Consider the following 17679-nt stretch of genomic DNA (forward strand, 5'->3'; position numbering starts at 1 on the left):
CTACTGTCTAACGACGGTAAGCTCGCCAACTTAGCAGCCAAAATGTGACACCTGCGATGCCACAGCCCATAGATAGCTGCTCATAAGGGCTTGAAACTAATATTGCGGAGCATACGACTAAAGTTGCTCCAACGCCAAACAAAAACTTTCCAGTTGCTTGCTGACGCTTACTATCTCGGTAGCCTTGATAAAGCTGATCCATTCTGTGATTCATCGCTTTACCTTGACGCAAGCTGTCATAAAGTAACTCTGGCAGCTCTGGCAGTTTTTCTGCCCAGAATGGCGCGCGCTCTTTTACTGCATTAATCACAGCTTGCGGCCCCACCTGATTCATCATCCAGGTTTCAAGGAAAGGCTTAGCCGTTGCCCACAAATCAAGTTGCGGGTACAACTGGCGACCGAGGCCTTCGACGTACAACAAGGTCTTCTGCAGAAGCACCAACTGAGGTTGTACCTCCATGTTGAAACGTCTTGCTGTATTAAATAAGTTTAGCAACACATGGCCAAATGAGATCTCGCCAAGTGGTTTTGCAAAAATCGGCTCACACACCATACGAATCGCGAATTCGAAATCGTTGACGTTGGTGTCGTGTGGAACCCAACCCGAATCCACATGAAGCTCCGCAACTTTACGGTAATCTCGATTAAAGAAAGCCAGCAGGTTCTCGGCTAAATAGCGCTTATCTTCGCTGTTGAGCGTGCCGACAATGCCACAATCCAAACCAATCCACTGAGGGTTGTCTGGATTTTCAGGGTTAACGAATACGTTACCTGGGTGCATGTCTGCATGGAAAAAACTATCGCGGAACACTTGGGTGAAAAATACCGTCACACCGCGTTCAGCCAGCAGCTTCATGTTGGTGCCGTTAGCATTCAGTGTTTCAATATCTGAAACTTGAATACCATAGATTCGCTCTGACACCATCAAGGTTTCACTGCTTAAATCAGGAATAACTTCTGGCACATACAGCTCTTCGCTGCCTTCAAAATTACGTCGCAGTTGAATCGCATTCGCTGCCTCACGGCGCAGATCCAGTTCATCAAGTAACGTTTTCTCGTACTCGTGAACCACCTCAACAGGTTTCAAACGACGTGCTTCAGGAAGCGACTTAGCGACTATACGCGCCATTCGGTGCATCAGTTTTAGATCTGCATCAATCACCGGGCGAATATCAGGGCGAATTACCTTCAGAACAATCTCGCGGCCGCTCTCTTTAAGCTTCGCAGTATGCACCTGAGCGATAGAAGCTGAAGCCAGTGGCTCGATATCAAAGTCGGTAAACCAGTTATCTAGGCTACCACCCAGTGCCTTTTCCATATCTTGCTTGGCCAACGCGCCGTCAAATGGAGCGACTTGGTCTTGCAATAAAGCGAGTTGATCAGCGATATGAGGAGGAAACAGGTCACGACGCGTCGACATCATTTGACCAAACTTGATCCACACTGGCCCTAACTCTTGCAAAGCAAGACGTAAACGCTGACCTAACTCTTTATCTTGATGTTTGTTCTTAAGCCAAAACAGTGACTTTCTCGCCAGCAAAGGGGCTTTCGTTAACTGGTGCTCAGGCATCAACTCATCAAGGCCGTACTCTAACTGTACCTTGATAATATGATAAAGACGTTTCAGTTCTGCTGGGGTCATGCTTTCTCCAACAGAGCGTTCAATTTAGCTTCAAGGCGTGCTACTGAGCTTTTTACGTCATCAACTTGGTCGCAAAAGTGCACCACTTCTAACGGGGCTGGAGCAATCTTCCACTCTTCTGTCAGAACCTGAGCAACATGGTTTTGATGCTTAGTGGCTTGCTTCGCCACAAAACCACCGACGTTTTTAACACCTTGCACTAAGGTATGCGCAACCACATCACCAGTCGCACGAGATAACCACTCTTCCAAGTCTGGCTTGCAGTCTGTCATCAGTTGAGCAAACTTCTGCGCCAGTTGAATATCACCTTCTAGAATCAACTTATCTTGTTTGATCAGCTTAGTGATGTTCGATTGCTCACGCAGTTCCGGTAACACCGATAAATTCAAAGATAGGTAGCAATCAGGCTGCCCTTCATACTCCGACAACACATCGATCTGTTGACTGAAAACGAAGGTGAGTGTTTTGTTCAACTCTTTCAAATTAACTTGAATGATCTGTCCCTTTAAACGAGACAAACGACGAACCAAGGCGGGATCATCGTTCACGAAAGTATTTAAAGAGGTTTCAATAACTGCGGTGACCAATGGATCAAATGGCATGACTGTCCTTACCTTTGAAAACGGATAAGCCTTAACCTATCCGTTCTATCTTTATTCTTATTTTTTAGCGTGCTCTACGAGCTTGCTACCAAGTTCGACTAGAACTTGTAACCACGGTGCAGCGCTACAATGCCGCCCGTTAGGTTGAAGTATTTCGTATTTTCAAAACCCGCTTCTTGCATCATACCTTCCAAGGTTTCTTGGTTCGGGTGCATGCGGATAGATTCTGCAAGGTAACGATAGCTGTCTGCATCGTTAGCAATCAGCTCACCCATTTTTGGCAATAGGTGGAAAGAGTATGCATCGTAAACCTTTGATAAAGGCTCAAGTACTGGCTTAGAAAACTCAAGAACCAACAGACGACCACCCGGCTTAAGTACGCGGTACATTGAACGCAGCGCTTGGTCTTTATCGGTTACGTTACGCAGACAGAAGCTGATAGTAATGCAATCGAAGTAGTTGTCAGGGAATGGTAGTTCTTCAGCGTTCGCTTGTACGTAATGTACGTTGCCAACAATACCGCTATCACGCAGCTTATCGCGGCCAACATTCAGCATCGAGTTGTTAATATCAGCAAGAACCACGTGGCCTTTTTCGCCAACGATACGCGAGAATTTCGCAGTAAGGTCACCAGTACCACCACCAAGGTCGAGAATACGTTGACCAGGGCGTACGCCACTGCAATCAATCGTGAATCGCTTCCACAAGCGGTGAACACCACCCGACATTAAGTCATTCATGATGTCGTATTTAGCGGCTACAGAGTGAAATACCTCTGCTACTTTCGCGACTTTTTCGTCTTTTGCGACGGTTTCGAAACCAAAGTGTGTGGTTTCCGACTCTACTGCTGAATTTGTCTGCACGCTTGTGTCCATAATGCTGTTATCTACCATGGTAAGTTCTCATCGACAGCACACTCTCTGTTTAGAGGCGCTGCAGCCGATTAGTTTACTTTATCCTCAGCAGGTTGTCTTTCTACTAAGGAGGCATTTTCTGAAAAAGCCTCATTTTGAGCCATTTCGGCAATCCCAACCGAAATCGATTTTTTCACTTCAACACCAAGTTGTTTGAAGCTTTCTGCCTGACGAATCACATTGCCACGTCCAGTCACCAGCTTATTCATTGCCCCTTGGTAGCTTTGGTTGGCTCTATCAAGTGAGCTACCAAGGCCTTCCATATCATCAACGAATAAGCGTAATTTGTCGTAAAGTTTGCTCGCTCGCTCCGCAATAACTTGCGCATTTTGGTTCTGCCTCTCATTGCGCCACAAGTTATCAATAGTACGCAGTGCCACCAGCAGGGTGGTTGGGCTGACCAAGATAATGTTTTGTTCCATCGCATCTTTGACCAAGCTAGGATCCGCCTGAATAGCCACTTGGAATGCTGGCTCAACCGGGATAAACATCAGCACGTAATCCAAGCTCTGGATGCCTTTAAGCTGATGATAATCTTTCTGGCTTAACCCTTTTATGTGCGCTCGCAGTGACACCAAGTGATCACGCAGCGCAGCATCGCGTTGTTGATCGGTTTCAGCATTGAAGTAACGCTCAAAGGCCACCAAAGCCATTTTAGAATCCACCACCACTTGCTTATCCTGTGGTAAATGCACGATCACATCCGGCTGATAACGCTTACCCGCATCGTTTTGTAGGTTCACTTGAGTTTGGTATTCATGCCCTTCTCGCAGCCCAGACTCAGCAAGTACTCGAGCCAGTACCACTTCGCCCCAATTGCCCTGCTGTTTGTTATCACCCTTTAGCGCTTGAGTCAGATTAACCGCTTCACGTGTCATGCTCTCATTGAGACGTTGTAGGTTCTTCAGTTCGTGTACCAAGGTGTGACGTTCTTTGGCCTCTTGGCTGAAGCTGTCATTCACTTGTTTCTTGAAGCCTTCCAACTGCTCTCTCAATGGAGACAACAAACCTTCTAGGCTCTGTTTATTTTGCTGATCGACCTTAGCGGTTTTGCTCTCAAACAGTTGATTAGCTAACAGTTCGAACTGCTGCTTAAGTCGAAATTCGGCTTGCTCTAGCAACTGTAGCTTTTCGCTATTGGCGAGGTTTTCTTGGTCGTGTCTTGCTTCTTGTTCGCGCAGCTCAGCTTCTAATTCAGACTTATGATCCTTAAGCACATTGATCTCATCGGCGTACTGCTGACGCTCTTGCTTCACGGCTTCAAAATAACGCAGCTTCTCCATCGCAGCCATCACCTTGCCATGTGCCTGCTTAAGTTCAAATGCCGCTTTATCTCGATCATCATCCAACTCATTGAGCTCTTGTTGCGCCTCTGCGAGTGAAGATTTGAGCTGAGATTGTTGTGACTCATGCAGCAAACGGTCGGACTCGAGTTGCTGTTCAAGAAGTCGCTGCTGAAAAGAGAACTTCTGTTTGATCCACCAGCCCACCACACCGCCGCTGACGAGCGCGCCGGAAATAGCAGCAATAAGCGTTGCCTGATGTTCGATAATCCATTGCATGATAATGATTTAGCCTAATTGGAGATAACTCATTAAATGGTATTTTGATACTGGATAAATGTCCAGTTTGCCGTATTAAAATTCGACAGATAGACTAGGCGCTCAGTATTCTGCCCCATCAAATTAGAATGAGTTGCTATGAACGAACGTCGTGCCTTAGGCTTTGGCCTTTCCGCAGTATTACTGTGGTCAACCGTTGCTACTGCTTTTAAGCTGACCCTTGCTGAGTTTTCGCCGATTCAAATGCTGACCATCGCTAGCATTGTCTCTTCTATAGCATTGATTACCATCTGCGCCTTTCAAGGCAAGCTTTCTCAGCTGAGTACCACGTTCCTTTCAAACCCTTGGTATTACCTACTCCTCGGCTTGGTTAACCCACTGGCCTATTATCTGATTCTCTTCAAAGCCTATGATCTACTGCCTGCTTCTCAAGCCCAAGCCATCAACTACAGTTGGGCGATCACGTTAACCTTAATGGCGGCGGTTTTTTTAGGGCAAAAGATTCGTAAACAAGATTGGGTGGCGTGTACCTTCAGCTATGCGGGCGTGGTGGTTATTGCTACCAAAGGCGATTTGCTAGGCATGCAGTTCGATAGTCCGCTCGGTGTAGCTCTGGCGTTACTTTCAACCTTGCTTTGGGCGGGATACTGGATTCTAAACACCAAAAACAAGGCTGACCCGGTTGTGGGCGTATTGCTTGGGTTCTTAGTGGCACTGCCATTCGCAATTGGTTTAACCGTTTACGAAGGCGAGAGTTTTAGCCAAATCACAGCGAAGGGTTGGATGGCGGTGACTTACGTTGGTCTGTTCGAGATGGGCATTACCTTTGTCTTGTGGCTATCAGCACTCAAGCTAACCAACAATACGGCGCGTATCAGCAACCTAATTTTTGCCTCACCGTTTATCTCGTTAATGCTACTTTCGACCATTATTGGCGAAGAGATTCACCCGGCGACACTGTTTGGCTTGATGCTGATTATTGCTGGCTTGGTGATTCAACAGATCAAGTTTTCAAAAAACAAAGCTGTGTAAATAAGAGCTAAAAGGTTCGATTGAGCATGAAAACCATCAATTTGGTTACTTTTAACTCTAAGCTAGATACAAAAATGGCGAGTCATATGACTCGCCATTTTTATATCATTTAAAATCTAATGGGTAAGCTAAAAGCTTAAACCCACTGACCTGCTGCAAACCCAGAACTCCAACACCATTGGAAGTTATAGCCACCTAACCAGCCTGTTACGTCCATCACTTCACCGATGAAGTAGAGGCCAGACACGCTCTTACACTCCATGGTTTTTGAAGATAGGTGGTTAGTATCGACGCCGCCTAAAGTCACTTCAGCCGTTCGGTAGCCTTCGGTGCCGTTTGGCGCAATCTTCCAGCTCTCTAGATGCTCTACAATGTCATTTAGCTGCTTTTCATTGAACTGTTTGAGCGGCTTGTCTTCCAGCTCTTTGCGGTCAATCAGCACCTCAACGAAACGCTTTGGTAATGCTTTCGCTAAGGTATTTTTCAGGCTCTGATTTGGGTGTTTCTCGCGAGAATTCTCAAGCAGCTCGGCAACGTCCACTTCTGGAACTAGATTGATAGAGACCGATTGACCTGCTTTCCAGAACGACGATATTTGTAGTACCGAAGGGCCAGATAAGCCACGGTGCGTAAACAGCAACGCTTCTTTGAATAAGGTACCATCTTGCGCGGTGATCTCGGCAGGAATCGCGATTCCTGAAAGCTCAGCAAAGGCTTCTTTGTCTTCTTTATGCAGAGTAAATGGCACCAGACCCGCAGTAGTCGGCATCACAGACAAACCAAACTGCTCAGCCATCTTATAGCCAAATGGCGTCGCGCCTAGTTTCGGCATCGATAAACCGCCCGTCGCCACGACAAGTGAGTCACACTCAACTTCGTCGGTATTGAGGTGCATCTTAAAGCCAGCGTCTGTTTTTTCGATTGAGTGAACATCACAGCGGTAGCGCTGTTCAACTTTCGCTTGCTTACACTCTTCAAGTAACATGCTCACGATGTCTTTTGCGGTATGGTCATTCACACAGAACAGCTGGCCGTGGTCTCGCTCTTCGAACTCAATACCGTACTTGCTCACCATCGAGATAAAATCCCAGTTGGTGTATTGAGATAAAGCTGACTTCACGAAGTGAGGGTTGTTACATAGGAAGTTGTTGGCTGAAACATCATAATTAGTGAAGTTACAACGGCCGCCACCTGAGATTAAAATTTTTCTGCCTGGTTTCTTTGCATGATCAACCACCAGCACTCGTCGGCCGCGCTTACCCGCTTCCGCAGCACACATTAAGCCCGCGGCGCCCGCACCAATTACGATTACATCAAACTTTTCACTCATTGGGGTTCTGCTTTCTTCACTTTTGCACCTCGAGTACGCCCTGTTCTCGAAATGCCATCAATAAAAAAGGATGTGCATAAACAGCACATCCTTACTAATTGCTCGCTATTCTAGCGGCAATTTTAAACTTTGCAATTGATGTTCAATTGTACAATTTGCAGACAGCAGCAAAACCACTACTTGGCTTAGCGAACCAACAACCGAAGCTTTACACCAAAACCTAAACTCTACTTCACGCGTACTAAATAACTTAGACGATGAAAGAAGACAGCAACGTTACACCCAACAGAGCAGAAGAAAGTATAAACAACTGTCTTACGCGATCACACTTCGACATAAACACTTCGTCGTGATGATGGTGATACTCTTTGCTTTTGATGTAACTAAACAAGCGAACCTGTTTGGTCATGTTGCCATGAGTTGTGAAAAATCCACCTCCGTCTACTTGTTGATAAAGTAGAGGATGTGCTTCTCGCATAATATAAATGAGTGTTCTTAGCGCAGTAAAGTAACGCGCCCAGTTCACACAAGTCACAACCATTAGTGCAAATAGAATAGTGTCGCCGCTGATCATCCTTTCCTCCCTACATCTTCATAAGAAAACTCAAAAGAAAAAGATAATCAGTGTCTTTCTCATACTACCTAAACGGCAGGAGCTTCCATAATTGAAGATGAACCATCTTTTGCCAATTGCGCTAGATCTTTATCAATAAAGAACAGTGCTTTACCGTCTTCACCAACAAGTTCTAGCTTATCCAATACACCTTTAAACAACTTCTCTTCTTCGTGTTGCTCTGCAACGTACCATTGCAGGAAGTTAAAGGTTGAGTAATCTTGTGTGCTGAAAGCAACGTGAGCCAATTTGTTGATCTTTTGAGTAATCATTTGCTCATGTTCATAAGTTTCACGGAACACGGCACCCAGGCTATCAAATTCATGTTTTGGCGCTTCAATCGCACCTAGAATTGGCATTGCACCTGTTTCACTTACGTAAGTGAAAAGACGCTGCATATGTTCCATTTCTTCTACTGCATGAACACGCAGAAACTCTGCTGCACCTTCAAATCCTTTGTCTTCACACCAAGCACTCATTTGTAAGTATAGATTGGATGAGAAAAATTCTAGGTTAATTTGATCATTCAGTTGCTCAACCATAGTTTTTGACAGCATTTAAGACTCCTAATTACATCCTCAATTTTCTCTACTATATCACTATTTAATGAATATCTCGCTGACCATTAGTTAACCGATATTTCGAACTGCCATTACGCAAGACAGTGGATATGAGATCACTTCAGCAAAAAAAGGCATCACATAGTGCTAGTCTTTAATGAGACAACGAATAAAGGAGCTAGCAATATGAGTTACAAACATATTTTGGTCGCAGTCGATTTATCAGATGACAGCAAATTACTTGTGGATAAAGCGGTGGCATTGGCTAAACCATTGGAAGCCAAAGTCTCTTTTATCCATATCGATGTTAACTATGCAGAGCTTTATACCGGCCTGATTGATATCAACATGGCAGAAACCCAACATAACGCGATGGAGGCCTCTCGTATTCAGCTACAAAGTTTTGCTGACTACGCTCAATACCCAATCACTCATACTTTGGTCGGCAGTGGTGATTTGAGCCATGAGTTGTGTGACACCATCAATGAGTTCAGTGTTGATTTAGTGGTCTGTGGTCACCACCAAGACTTTTGGAGCAAACTGCTTTCTTCAACACGACAACTGATCAATGCCTCACCTGTTGATATGCTGGTCGTGCCTCTAAGAGATTCAGAAGACTAATGATTTAAGGTTAGGTAACATACAGCTCATATCTTATTAACGAAGTTTTACTATGAGCTATTTAGCTGGTGTTACCCTCCTATGGGCCTTCTCCTTTAGCCTGATCGGCGTTTACCTCGCTGGTCAGGTTGATTCTTGGTTTTCTGTACTAATGCGCGTAGCCCTTGCCGGCATCGTGTTTCTTCCTTTTCTTAAGTTTCGCGGTGTCTCGCGCAAACTGATCGGCAAATTGATGGCGATTGGTGGTATTCAGCTTGGGCTGATGTATTGCTTCTACTATCAATCTTTCTTACTGCTGTCCGTACCTGAAGTCCTTTTGTTTACCGTCTTTACCCCAATTTACGTCACGCTTATTTATGACTTTCTCAAAGGGCAATTCTCACCTTGGTATCTCGTGACCGCCGCTATTGCAGTGCTGGGCGCGGTATTCATTAAATTTGCTGGCATCAATGACAACTTTTTAGTCGGTTTCCTTGTCGTACAAGGCGCTAACCTGTGCTTTGCTATTGGTCAGGTGGGTTATAAGGTGATAATGGAGAAGGAATCGACCGAGTTACCTCAGAGAACCGTATTTGGTTACTTCTACTTAGGGGCGTTATGCGTCGCTTCCGTTGCTTTCATGCTGCTGGGTAACCCAGAGAAACTGCCAACCACCTCACTTCAATGGGGAATCTTGATATACCTTGGCTTGATTGCTTCAGGGTTAGGTTACTTTATGTGGAATAAAGGCGCATGCATGGTGAATGCCGGTGCACTGGCTGTAATGAATAATGCTTTAGTTCCAGCAGGCCTTGTGGTGAACATCTTGATTTGGAACAGGGATGTCGATTTGGTTCGCCTTACCATTGGTGGTGGCGTTATCTTGTTGTCTCTACTTGTGAATGAAACATGGGTGAAGAAACGTGTTGCGAGATCCGCAAGCAATGCCTAACCGGCAGAATAAGCGAAATGAGTAGCTCGGCTACCCCAGAAAAGCAAAAGAGCGACCTTAGGTCGCTCTTTTTAAATCTACGCGTAGCAATAAACAATTCAAATCAGCTTCAGTGGATATGATTATGGTTCACTACTTGAGTCTTGGTTTCCATGAAGGCAACGTCATCAAGTTGTAAATTGATGCGTTCAAGGTCACTTTCCAGTTTTTGACTTTTCTTAAACAGCTTTTGCTGCTTCTTAATCATCTTCGCTAGCTTTTTATTGTACTTCTCTTGCTTCTTAGCGGCTTTCTTCGCTCGCTTAAGTTCTGCTTTCTCATCACCACTCGCCTTCGCTATCAGCTTTTTCAGCTTGGCTTTTTTCTGTGATGTTTTTTTATCGACAACATCAGCGGCAATATCAACAACGGCTGGATCGAACATTTGCACAGTAGGTTCAAGGGTATCGTTGATTTCCGCAAGCGATAACTCTGGTGCAGGTAATGTCTCCGCTAACAGACCGCATGCCACTTTTTCTTCAACGGGTTTGTTTTGACAGCCAAGAGGTGGAATTGCGGTTGGTTTGCATAGATTCGCTTGATCCGCCGAAGAACGCGCACAAGAACGACACACAAACTTAGGTTCAGTGACCAAGCTGTGGATCTCGCCTAGGTGTTCAGTGATATCTCGACGGTTTAACTTACAAAAGCGTTTAGCCATGCTACAACTCCAGCTAAGAATAATAATGATTCTTAGTTAGATATACATCCGTAACGCGACTATCGCAAGTGTTAAATGGTAATTTATCGTATTTATGACGGGAAACTTTCTTAGCGTGTTGCTAAGTTATTGATGCTTTCACTGAGTAATTGATGTATTAACTAGGTCATTGATGCTTTCACATACACATCAAAACGGTTCTTTTTGGTTTCAATCGCCATGCTCGGTTTTTGCTCATCGAGCCACGCCGCGTAATCGGGTCTTTTCACCACAACTCGTTTTGATGCGAGCTTAAGGGCTGGCTGCAATAACGCATCTGCATCCATGTCTGCACCAACTAAAGATTGGAATACGCGCATCTCTTTTTTAACCAAAGCCGATTTCTTTTTGTTCTCAGGGTGTGGGTACATTGGATCGAGATAAACCACGTCTGGCTGTTCGAAATTAGGATCATCGCTTAGCTTATCTAAAGCGTCATGGCTCGAAGCGTGAATCAACTTCATACGCTCGCTTACCCAATCACCGATGTCTGGGTCTTGTTGTGCTCGCTGCAAGCCATCATCAAGCAGTGCTGCCACAACAGGGTGACGCTCTACCATTTGTACCTTACAACCTAAAGAAGCCAACACAAACGCATCACGTCCTAAGCCTGCCGTACCATCGAGAATGGTTGGCGTTGCGCCTTTGTTTAAGCCCGCCGCCTTGGCGATCGCCTGACCTTTACCACCACCAAACTTACGTCTGTGACCGACTGCGCCACCGACTAAATCAACAAAGATAGCGCCAAGTTTCGGTTCGTCCACTTTGCGTAACTCAAGTCGCTCGCTCGTCAGAACCAACGCAAAATCGCTGTTTTCATCATGGGATAAATTCCAACGGGTCGCTAAGTCATTTAAATGATCGATTTGGGTAGCATCTTCGCAAATCAGTTGTAGTTGCAAGGTCGTCTCCAACAGACAGTAATATTCAAAACAAAAGAGGCAACCAGTTTACCTGATTGCCTCAACAATACATATTAAGGAAGAAAAGTATTCACCATAAAGCCAAGCGCTCGACTAAAGAGAGTATAAACAACCAAGGAGGTTATAAGATTCGTTCTTGCTGTAACTCTTCAACCAACTCCTCAAGCGGTTTAGGTCGACCTATGACGTAACCTTGTGCGTAGTTAACACCGAGTTCGATCAGCTTGTCGATTATCTGTGTGTTTTCAACAAACTCAGCCACTGTGTGTTTACCCATTTGCTTAGCTAAATCATTGATAGAGCGAACCATCACATGGTCCATCTCGTTGACAGCAATATCACGCACAAACAAGCCATCAATCTTCACAATGTCGACCGGCAGTTTCTTTAAGTAACCAAACGACGATAACCCTGAGCCGAAATCATCTAACGCGATCATGCATCCCAACTCTTTAAGTCGCGTGAAGAACTTGATCGCTTGTTTCATATTACTCATCGCCGCTGTTTCAGTGATCTCTAAACAAATCTTATGACAAGGTATTAGCGAGTTACTCAAGCTCTCAATCAAGAACTCGACAAACTCTCGATTACCCATCGAATGTCCAGAGAGGTTAATTGAGCACATCCCCAATTCATCAATCACCTGTGGTCGTCGCTCCAACCAGCTCAGTGTCTGACTCACCACTTGGCGATCAATCAAGTGCGCAATGTTGTAGCGTTCGGAGGCCGGCATGAAAATCCCGGGTGAAATGTATTCACCCTTGATGTTCTTTATACGCACTAGGATCTCGAAGTGCATTTTTTCGCTGTCTCTGTCCAAACCAAGAATACGCTGTGCAAACAGCTCTAAACGATCATGAGCTAAAGCCTCATGCACTAGGTTGACGCATTCCATCTCCAAATGTCGACGACGTAGATCTTCATCATCTTGGTGATAAAGGTTATAGCGGTTACGGCCTTCCTCTTTGGCAGCATGACAAGCTGCATCAGCCTGAGCGTGTACCATCTGTGGTGAGGCGGCGGTATGGTCAATCAATCGAATGCCAATAGAACAAGTGAGATTGAATCGAATATCGTCCCACACAAACGAATTTTCGCTCATCATAGAGATGATACTGCGACACACGTTGATCGTGTCTCGCTCGGTGCAATCTTTGATTAATACAGCAAACTCATCACCGCCCATACGCGCCAACACAGCATTGTAGGGCAGCACCTCTTCCAGCAATTTGGCACTAAACATGATTGCGGCATCACCCGCTTCATGCCCCGCAGTATCGTTCAACACCTTCAATTGGTCTAAATCTAAAAACAACATCGCATGAGTTCGCATATGGCTTTCAACTTCTTTCAAGGCCTTTTGCAGCTCTTGCTCAAAGTGGTTACGGTTAAAGGTATCAGTCAATAAGTCGTAACGCGCTTGATACTCTAACTTTTCAGCAAGCTCATGGGTCTCGGTGATGTCCTCACCCACAATCAACAGTTGATCCGATTCCACCAGCGGACGGATATTTTCACGAATCCAGATGGTGCTGCCATCCGCATGACGATATTCAATATCACGACGCCATACACCTCTAATCTTGTATTGTGGTTGCAATAAGATATGGCGCGGGATCATCGCGTTTTCATCGACATAAAACTCTCGCGGGCGATGTCCCAATAACTGGTCAAGTGAGTAACCCAACAACTCTTCCGCAAATTGGTTTACTTGTTGAATACGATTATTTCCATCAAGCGTAATCATCATTACTGGTTGCTTGTCGTAATACAACTTTAGATTCGCTTCACGTTGAAACAGTTTATTCTCAGCTAGCTTACGCGAGGTAACATCACGTGCTTCAAATAAGAACTGAATGTCATCCTCTTCGCTTCCCGGCATTGGCTTCAATGAAATCTCCAATACCATCGCACCGCGATCACGACACCACACCTCAGCTTCAAACCGCAAAACCTGATGTTCATCTCTAGGGATAAAATATTCGTTGAGTACCTGTCTTGCTGAATCTTCCCAGTGCTGGTGATCTTGCAAGGGTGTGCCTAATTTATAGCCTTGGTTATACAAAAGTTCATGCAGCTTGCTATTACTCGACAGCAACACTCCGTCCTTATCGATAATCCCCATAAACTGCAAGCTTTGATCGAATATCGACTCAAGAAGCAGTTGGCTCTTACGGCTCGTTCGTTCACTTTTTTGCAGACGATTCAGGTAGTAAACCAAAATAGCGATGACACACGACATTGCGATAAACAGCAAACCTATGGTTCGGATTTCATCGCGATAACGCATTAGAAATGACTTAGGCTTGTTGAGGAAGGTCACCTTGGCTTCATTTTCAGCACCAAGATCCCATCTCGAGATTTGTTGGTAATCGAGCTTAATTTCTGGTGTGCCAGGCACAATCGGAGGGAATGCTTCTGCCGGATTAGCAAGCACATCGAGCAACATCCGGGCAGTCTCTCGCCCTTGGGTTTTACCACTTTGAATCACACCACCGATAGCACCAAATCCAAGCGCCAAATCATGGACCATATACAGTGGCAGTTGGGTTTTCATGCTCAATTGACGCCAATCTTCATCGCTACTAACACGACCATTAACATCGCGATAGTACGCCCAAAACAACAAACTCTTACCTAGATCGGCACGCTGAGCAAAGGTCGTTAGCTCTTGATATGAATCCGGAACGTAATGCTCAATCAAATTGGATAAATCAGGGTGGGTTTTAATAAACAGGTCAACTTGGGAGCGAATAGCCTCGCCCGTTATTGAGTGGTCAGTAACAATATAGACCTTTTTCACCGTAGCTTGAAGACGCTTAATTAGATCGATATTACCAACCAAATCGATATCTTCAGTGATTCCAGTTGCGTTTAACCCCTCAAGCATCTCAGATGAGAAGTTGCTAACGCCACCAAATATAACGGGAGTACCATTTAGCTCTGGAGCCAAACGTTTCATTAAGTTCAGAGCGTTATTGTCACTAACGACAACCGCAGCAAATTCTTCATGTGTCAGTTTCGTGCGGTAAAGCTGATAAATACGATCTAGGTATTCAGTATTTTGAGAGCGTTTACTATCAAGGTAAACGACACGATAAGACAAGCCGTCACGGTCGAGTTCTGTGGATAACCCTTTATGGAAATCATCCGTCCAAAAAAAACCTTGATGATAAGAGTGAATAACCAACACATCTTTTGTCTGCGCTGAAGCAAACACACTCCAACACATCAAAATTAATAACAACGAAAATCGCACTGAATTCACCCTAACCCTATAGTTGCTGCTAATATTATCACCCTTGGCTATGATGTGTACTCTAGCTAGTCTGATTTCATTCAATCTAAGGATTCTGCATGTCCACAACCACCGTCCGTTTAGATGATCTAGACCGCGCCATTCTAAAAACCTTGATGGAAGATGCACGAACTCCTTATGCTGAAATGGCAAAACAGTTCGATGTCAGCCCTGCGACGATTCACGTTCGCATCGAAAAAATGAGATCGGCAGACATTATTGAGCGAACGGAAGTTGTGGTAAACACCAAAAAGCTAGGTTATGACGTATGCTGTTTTATTGGTATTAACCTAAATGCAGCCAAAGACTACCACTCTGCGATAGCCAAGCTGAATGCGTTAGACGAGGTGGTCGAGGCGTACTACACCACTGGTGCTTATAACATTTTCGTAAAACTGATGTGTAAGTCGATAGAAGAGCTACAGTTTGTGTTGATTGATAAATTGCAGGCGATCGATGAGGTTCAATCGACAGAGACATTGATTTCATTGCAGAATCCTATCAATCGTAATGTGAATCCATAACATTCGTTCGCCTTGTTTGGCCCCTGAAGCACAGACAAAAAAGAGCCTCTAACTAGAGGCTCTTTTCGCTATTAACTCTTAATAAACTAGATAGTTACCGTGATTATGCGTTGATTCCCGCATGACGCAGCATTGCATCAATTTGTGGCTCACGACCACGGAAGCGTTTGAACAGCTCCATTGGCTCTTCACTGCCACCCATTTCAAGGATGTTGTTCAGGAAGCGATTACCAGTTTCTGTGTTGAAGATACCCTCTTCTTCAAATGCTGAGAACGCATCTGCCGATAGCACTTCTGCCCAAAGGTAGCTGTAGTAACCCGCACTGTAGCCACCAGCAAAGATGTGACCAAAGCTATGTGAGAAACGGTTCCAATCTAGGCTTGGCAGAACCGACACCTTAGACTTAACATCCGCCAACGTTTCGAGTACACGAGCACCCACTTCAGGGTCGTACTCTGTGTGTAACGTGAAATCGAACAAGCCAAGCTCTAGCTGGCGCAGGATAAACATCGCTGATTGGAAGTTCTTCGCCGCTAGCATTTTCTCTAACATCTCTTTTGGTAAGGCTTCACCGGTTTCGAAGTGACCAGAAATGAACGACAGCGCTTCTTCTTCCCAACACCAGTTTTCGAGGAACTGACTTGGTAACTCAACCGCATCCCAAGGCACGCCATTGATACCAGAAACAGCACCCGCATCAACTTGCGTTAGCATATGGTGGATGCCGTGACCGAATTCGTGGAACAGAGTCACCACTTCATCGTGAGTAAATAACGCAGGCTTGTCACCAACTGGCTTGTTGAAGTTACACGTTAGGTAAGCCACTGGCGTTTGCAGCTCGCCAGATTCAGTAATACGACGACCACGACAGTCATCCATCCAAGCGCCACCACGCTTGTGTTCACGTGCGTATAGATCAAGGTAGAAGCTACCACGCAGTGTTCCTGTCGCATCAAAGATATCAAAGAAGCGAACGGACTCATGCCAAGTGTCTACGCCTTCACGCTCTGTTACCGACATACCAAACACACGGTTTAGTACTTCGAACAAACCAGAAACTACGTTCGACTCAGGGAAGTATGGACGAAGCTCTTCATCAGAGATCTCGAACAGGTTCTGTTTTTGTTTCTCGCTGTAGTAAGCGATGTCCCACAGATTTAGCTCAGAGACACCAAACTCTTTCTCAGCAAACTGACGTAGCTCTTCTACTTCGCGCTCACCTTGTGGTTTGGCTTTTACTGCTAGGTCGTTAAGGAAACCAAGTACTTGGTCTGGCGTTTCTGCCATCTTGGTCGACAATGATTTTTCGCTGTAGGTGCTGAAACCCAGCATTCGAGCGATCTCGTGACGCAGCTTAAGTTGCTCCGTGATGATCTCAGTGTTGTCCCACTTACCAGCATTTGGACCGCGATCTGAAGCGCGAGTTACGTAAGCTTCGTACAGCTCTTTACGTAGCGCTTGGTTGTCACAGTACGTCATCACCGGTAGGTATGAAGGGATATCTAGAGTTAGTAGATAACCTTCCAGCTCTTTAGCTTGGGCCGCGGCTTGTGCTGCCGCCAGTGCCGATTCAGGCATACCAGCCAGTTCAGCCACGTCTGTTACTTGCTTGCTCCAACCCATGGTGGCATCAAGTACGTTGTTTGAGAATTGAGAACCCAGCTCAGACTGGCGCTTGCTGATCTCACCATAGCGGTGCTGCTCGTCCGCGGGTAAGCCAATGCCTGACAATTCAAAGTCACGCAGTGCGTCAGTAATGGTTTTTTGTTGAGCTCGATTTAATGCCGAGAATGCTTCGCTCGCCTTGATCGTTTTGTACGCTTCAAACAAGCCTTTGTGTTGACCAACCCAAGTGCCGTACTCAGACAGTACTGGTAGGCAGCTCTCATACGCTTCACGCAGTTCGTCGCTGTTCACAACAGAGTTCATGTGGCTTACTGGTGACCAAATACGGCCTAAACGATCATCCACTTCTTCAATCGGAGCAACTAGGTTGTCCCAGCTTGGTGAAGTATTACCTTCAAGTACTTGTTCTATCTTGTTGCGACACGCTTCAATCACTTGCTCAACCGCTGGCTTAACGTGCTCAGGTTTGATTTGTGAAAACGGAGGTAAGTCCGTGAAGGTTAATAGCGGATTAGACATATAAACATTCCTTTGGCTTTAGAGACTTTCGTCTTTTTTGTAATGAGGTCGTCTTACAGTCATCAGGCTAAGGGTCGCCCTAAAAAATCACTTGCGAATAGTTATTAAATAGTGCCCATGAAGGCAAATTTCAATAGCAGAACCAATAACTAACTGCATATTGCGAACGACTGTTCCTGAATTGATCGAGAATTTATGGTCCATTGAGGGTTATAATAGTCTGATTAACCCCACCTACACTA

General features: G+C 45.3%; 15 protein-coding genes. 4 read left to right on the forward strand and 11 right to left on the reverse strand.

The window, feature by feature from the left end; all coding sequences use genetic code 11:
- Positions 1-7 precede the first annotated feature (7 nt).
- From ubiB to rmuC, 4 genes are all read right to left on the reverse strand, one after another.
- Complete coding sequence (gene ubiB, locus IQO02_RS13605; RefSeq protein ID WP_010433475.1) at positions 8-1642, reverse strand: ubiquinone biosynthesis regulatory protein kinase UbiB; 1635 nt, start codon at positions 1640-1642, stop codon at positions 8-10.
- Positions 1639-2244, reverse strand: a complete 606-nt coding sequence (locus IQO02_RS13610) for a ubiquinone biosynthesis accessory factor UbiJ (RefSeq protein WP_016768252.1) — start codon at positions 2242-2244, stop codon at positions 1639-1641. Before IQO02_RS13610 ends, ubiB begins: the two co-directional genes overlap by 4 nt.
- A 98-nt stretch (positions 2245-2342) precedes the next feature.
- Entirely contained in the window at positions 2343-3122 is a 780-nt protein-coding gene (gene ubiE / locus IQO02_RS13615; protein ID WP_026012235.1) for a bifunctional demethylmenaquinone methyltransferase/2-methoxy-6-polyprenyl-1,4-benzoquinol methylase UbiE, read from the reverse strand.
- A 65-nt stretch (positions 3123-3187) separates the two neighbouring features.
- The gene (gene rmuC / locus IQO02_RS13620) at positions 3188-4720 is read right to left on the reverse strand and encodes a DNA recombination protein RmuC (protein ID WP_102277809.1); all 1533 of its coding nucleotides are present in this window, start codon (positions 4718-4720) and stop codon (positions 3188-3190) included.
- A gap of 138 nt (positions 4721-4858) precedes the next feature.
- Here rmuC and IQO02_RS13625 point away from each other — a divergent pair, with 138 nt between their 5' ends.
- Complete coding sequence (locus IQO02_RS13625) at positions 4859-5752, forward strand: DMT family transporter (RefSeq protein WP_016795919.1); 894 nt, start codon at positions 4859-4861, stop codon at positions 5750-5752.
- 136 nt (positions 5753-5888) lie between these two features.
- Here the strand turns inward: IQO02_RS13625 and IQO02_RS13630 are convergent, their stop codons facing one another.
- From IQO02_RS13630 to ftnA, 3 genes are all read right to left on the reverse strand, one after another.
- Positions 5889-7082: an NAD(P)/FAD-dependent oxidoreductase gene (locus tag IQO02_RS13630; RefSeq protein ID WP_016800987.1), complete on the reverse strand. Its 1194-nt coding sequence runs from the start codon at positions 7080-7082 to the stop codon at positions 5889-5891.
- A gap of 250 nt (positions 7083-7332) precedes the next feature.
- Positions 7333-7656 carry a universal stress protein UspB gene (gene uspB, locus IQO02_RS13635; protein WP_004735557.1) on the reverse strand — a complete coding sequence of 108 codons (324 nt, stop codon included), beginning with the start codon at positions 7654-7656 and terminating at the stop codon, positions 7333-7335.
- 68 nt (positions 7657-7724) lie between these two features.
- The gene (gene ftnA, locus IQO02_RS13640; RefSeq protein WP_004735556.1) at positions 7725-8252 is read right to left on the reverse strand and encodes a non-heme ferritin; all 528 of its coding nucleotides are present in this window, start codon (positions 8250-8252) and stop codon (positions 7725-7727) included.
- Positions 8253-8441: 189 nt separating this feature from the next.
- On the opposite strand from ftnA, the gene uspA reads away from it, so the two are divergent.
- Positions 8442-8876, forward strand: a complete 435-nt coding sequence (uspA, locus tag IQO02_RS13645; RefSeq protein WP_010433461.1) for a universal stress protein UspA — start codon at positions 8442-8444, stop codon at positions 8874-8876.
- Positions 8877-8928: 52 nt separating this feature from the next.
- Positions 8929-9807, forward strand: coding sequence for a carboxylate/amino acid/amine transporter (locus tag IQO02_RS13650; protein ID WP_016768248.1), 879 nt, complete (start codon positions 8929-8931; stop codon positions 9805-9807).
- A 109-nt stretch (positions 9808-9916) separates the two neighbouring features.
- Here IQO02_RS13650 and IQO02_RS13655 read toward each other — a convergent pair whose 3' ends face one another.
- The 3 genes from IQO02_RS13655 to IQO02_RS13665 all read right to left on the reverse strand — a co-directional run bounded on the left by IQO02_RS13655 (position 9917) and on the right by IQO02_RS13665 (position 14701).
- Entirely contained in the window at positions 9917-10507 is a 591-nt protein-coding gene (locus IQO02_RS13655; protein ID WP_016784105.1) for a hypothetical protein, read from the reverse strand.
- A 161-nt stretch (positions 10508-10668) separates the two neighbouring features.
- A complete protein-coding gene (locus tag IQO02_RS13660) occupies positions 10669-11448 on the reverse strand; it encodes a class I SAM-dependent methyltransferase (RefSeq protein WP_010433454.1) in 780 nt (259 codons plus the stop codon).
- Between the two features lie 142 nt (positions 11449-11590).
- Positions 11591-14701, reverse strand: a complete 3111-nt coding sequence (locus tag IQO02_RS13665; protein ID WP_016768246.1) for an EAL domain-containing protein — start codon at positions 14699-14701, stop codon at positions 11591-11593.
- Positions 14702-14826: 125 nt separating this feature from the next.
- Here IQO02_RS13665 and asnC point away from each other — a divergent pair, with 125 nt between their 5' ends.
- Positions 14827-15291, forward strand: a complete 465-nt coding sequence (gene asnC, locus IQO02_RS13670; RefSeq protein ID WP_010433446.1) for a transcriptional regulator AsnC — start codon at positions 14827-14829, stop codon at positions 15289-15291.
- Positions 15292-15394: 103 nt separating this feature from the next.
- Here the strand turns inward: asnC and prlC are convergent, their stop codons facing one another.
- A complete protein-coding gene (gene prlC / locus IQO02_RS13675) occupies positions 15395-17437 on the reverse strand; it encodes an oligopeptidase A (protein ID WP_016784107.1) in 2043 nt (680 codons plus the stop codon).
- Positions 17438-17679 lie beyond the last annotated feature (242 nt).

The organism is Vibrio sp. OPT24 (assembly GCF_015163545.1).
GTDB classification, from domain to species: domain Bacteria; phylum Pseudomonadota; class Gammaproteobacteria; order Enterobacterales; family Vibrionaceae; genus Vibrio; species Vibrio cyclitrophicus.

Bases quoted from the DNA above. Each gene is read 5' to 3' on its own strand.
- uspB (WP_004735557.1), bottom strand. From the start codon at position 7,656: ATGATCAGCGGCGACACTATTCTATTTGCACTAATGGTTGTGACTTGT.
- rmuC (WP_102277809.1), bottom strand. From the start codon at position 4,720: ATGCAATGGATTATCGAACATCAGGCAACGCTTATTGCTGCTATTTCC.
- uspA (WP_010433461.1), top strand. From the start codon at position 8,442: ATGAGTTACAAACATATTTTGGTCGCAGTCGATTTATCAGATGACAGC.
- IQO02_RS13630 (WP_016800987.1), bottom strand. From the start codon at position 7,082: ATGAGTGAAAAGTTTGATGTAATCGTAATTGGTGCGGGCGCCGCGGGC.
- ftnA (WP_004735556.1), bottom strand. From the start codon at position 8,252: ATGCTGTCAAAAACTATGGTTGAGCAACTGAATGATCAAATTAACCTA.
- IQO02_RS13655 (WP_016784105.1), bottom strand. From the start codon at position 10,507: ATGGCTAAACGCTTTTGTAAGTTAAACCGTCGAGATATCACTGAACAC.
- IQO02_RS13665 (WP_016768246.1), bottom strand. From the start codon at position 14,701: ATGTGTTGGAGTGTGTTTGCTTCAGCGCAGACAAAAGATGTGTTGGTT.
- IQO02_RS13650 (WP_016768248.1), top strand. From the start codon at position 8,929: ATGAGCTATTTAGCTGGTGTTACCCTCCTATGGGCCTTCTCCTTTAGC.
- prlC (WP_016784107.1), bottom strand. From the start codon at position 17,437: ATGTCTAATCCGCTATTAACCTTCACGGACTTACCTCCGTTTTCACAA.
- ubiB (WP_010433475.1), bottom strand. From the start codon at position 1,642: ATGACCCCAGCAGAACTGAAACGTCTTTATCATATTATCAAGGTACAG.
- asnC (WP_010433446.1), top strand. From the start codon at position 14,827: ATGTCCACAACCACCGTCCGTTTAGATGATCTAGACCGCGCCATTCTA.
- IQO02_RS13625 (WP_016795919.1), top strand. From the start codon at position 4,859: ATGAACGAACGTCGTGCCTTAGGCTTTGGCCTTTCCGCAGTATTACTG.
- IQO02_RS13610 (WP_016768252.1), bottom strand. From the start codon at position 2,244: ATGCCATTTGATCCATTGGTCACCGCAGTTATTGAAACCTCTTTAAAT.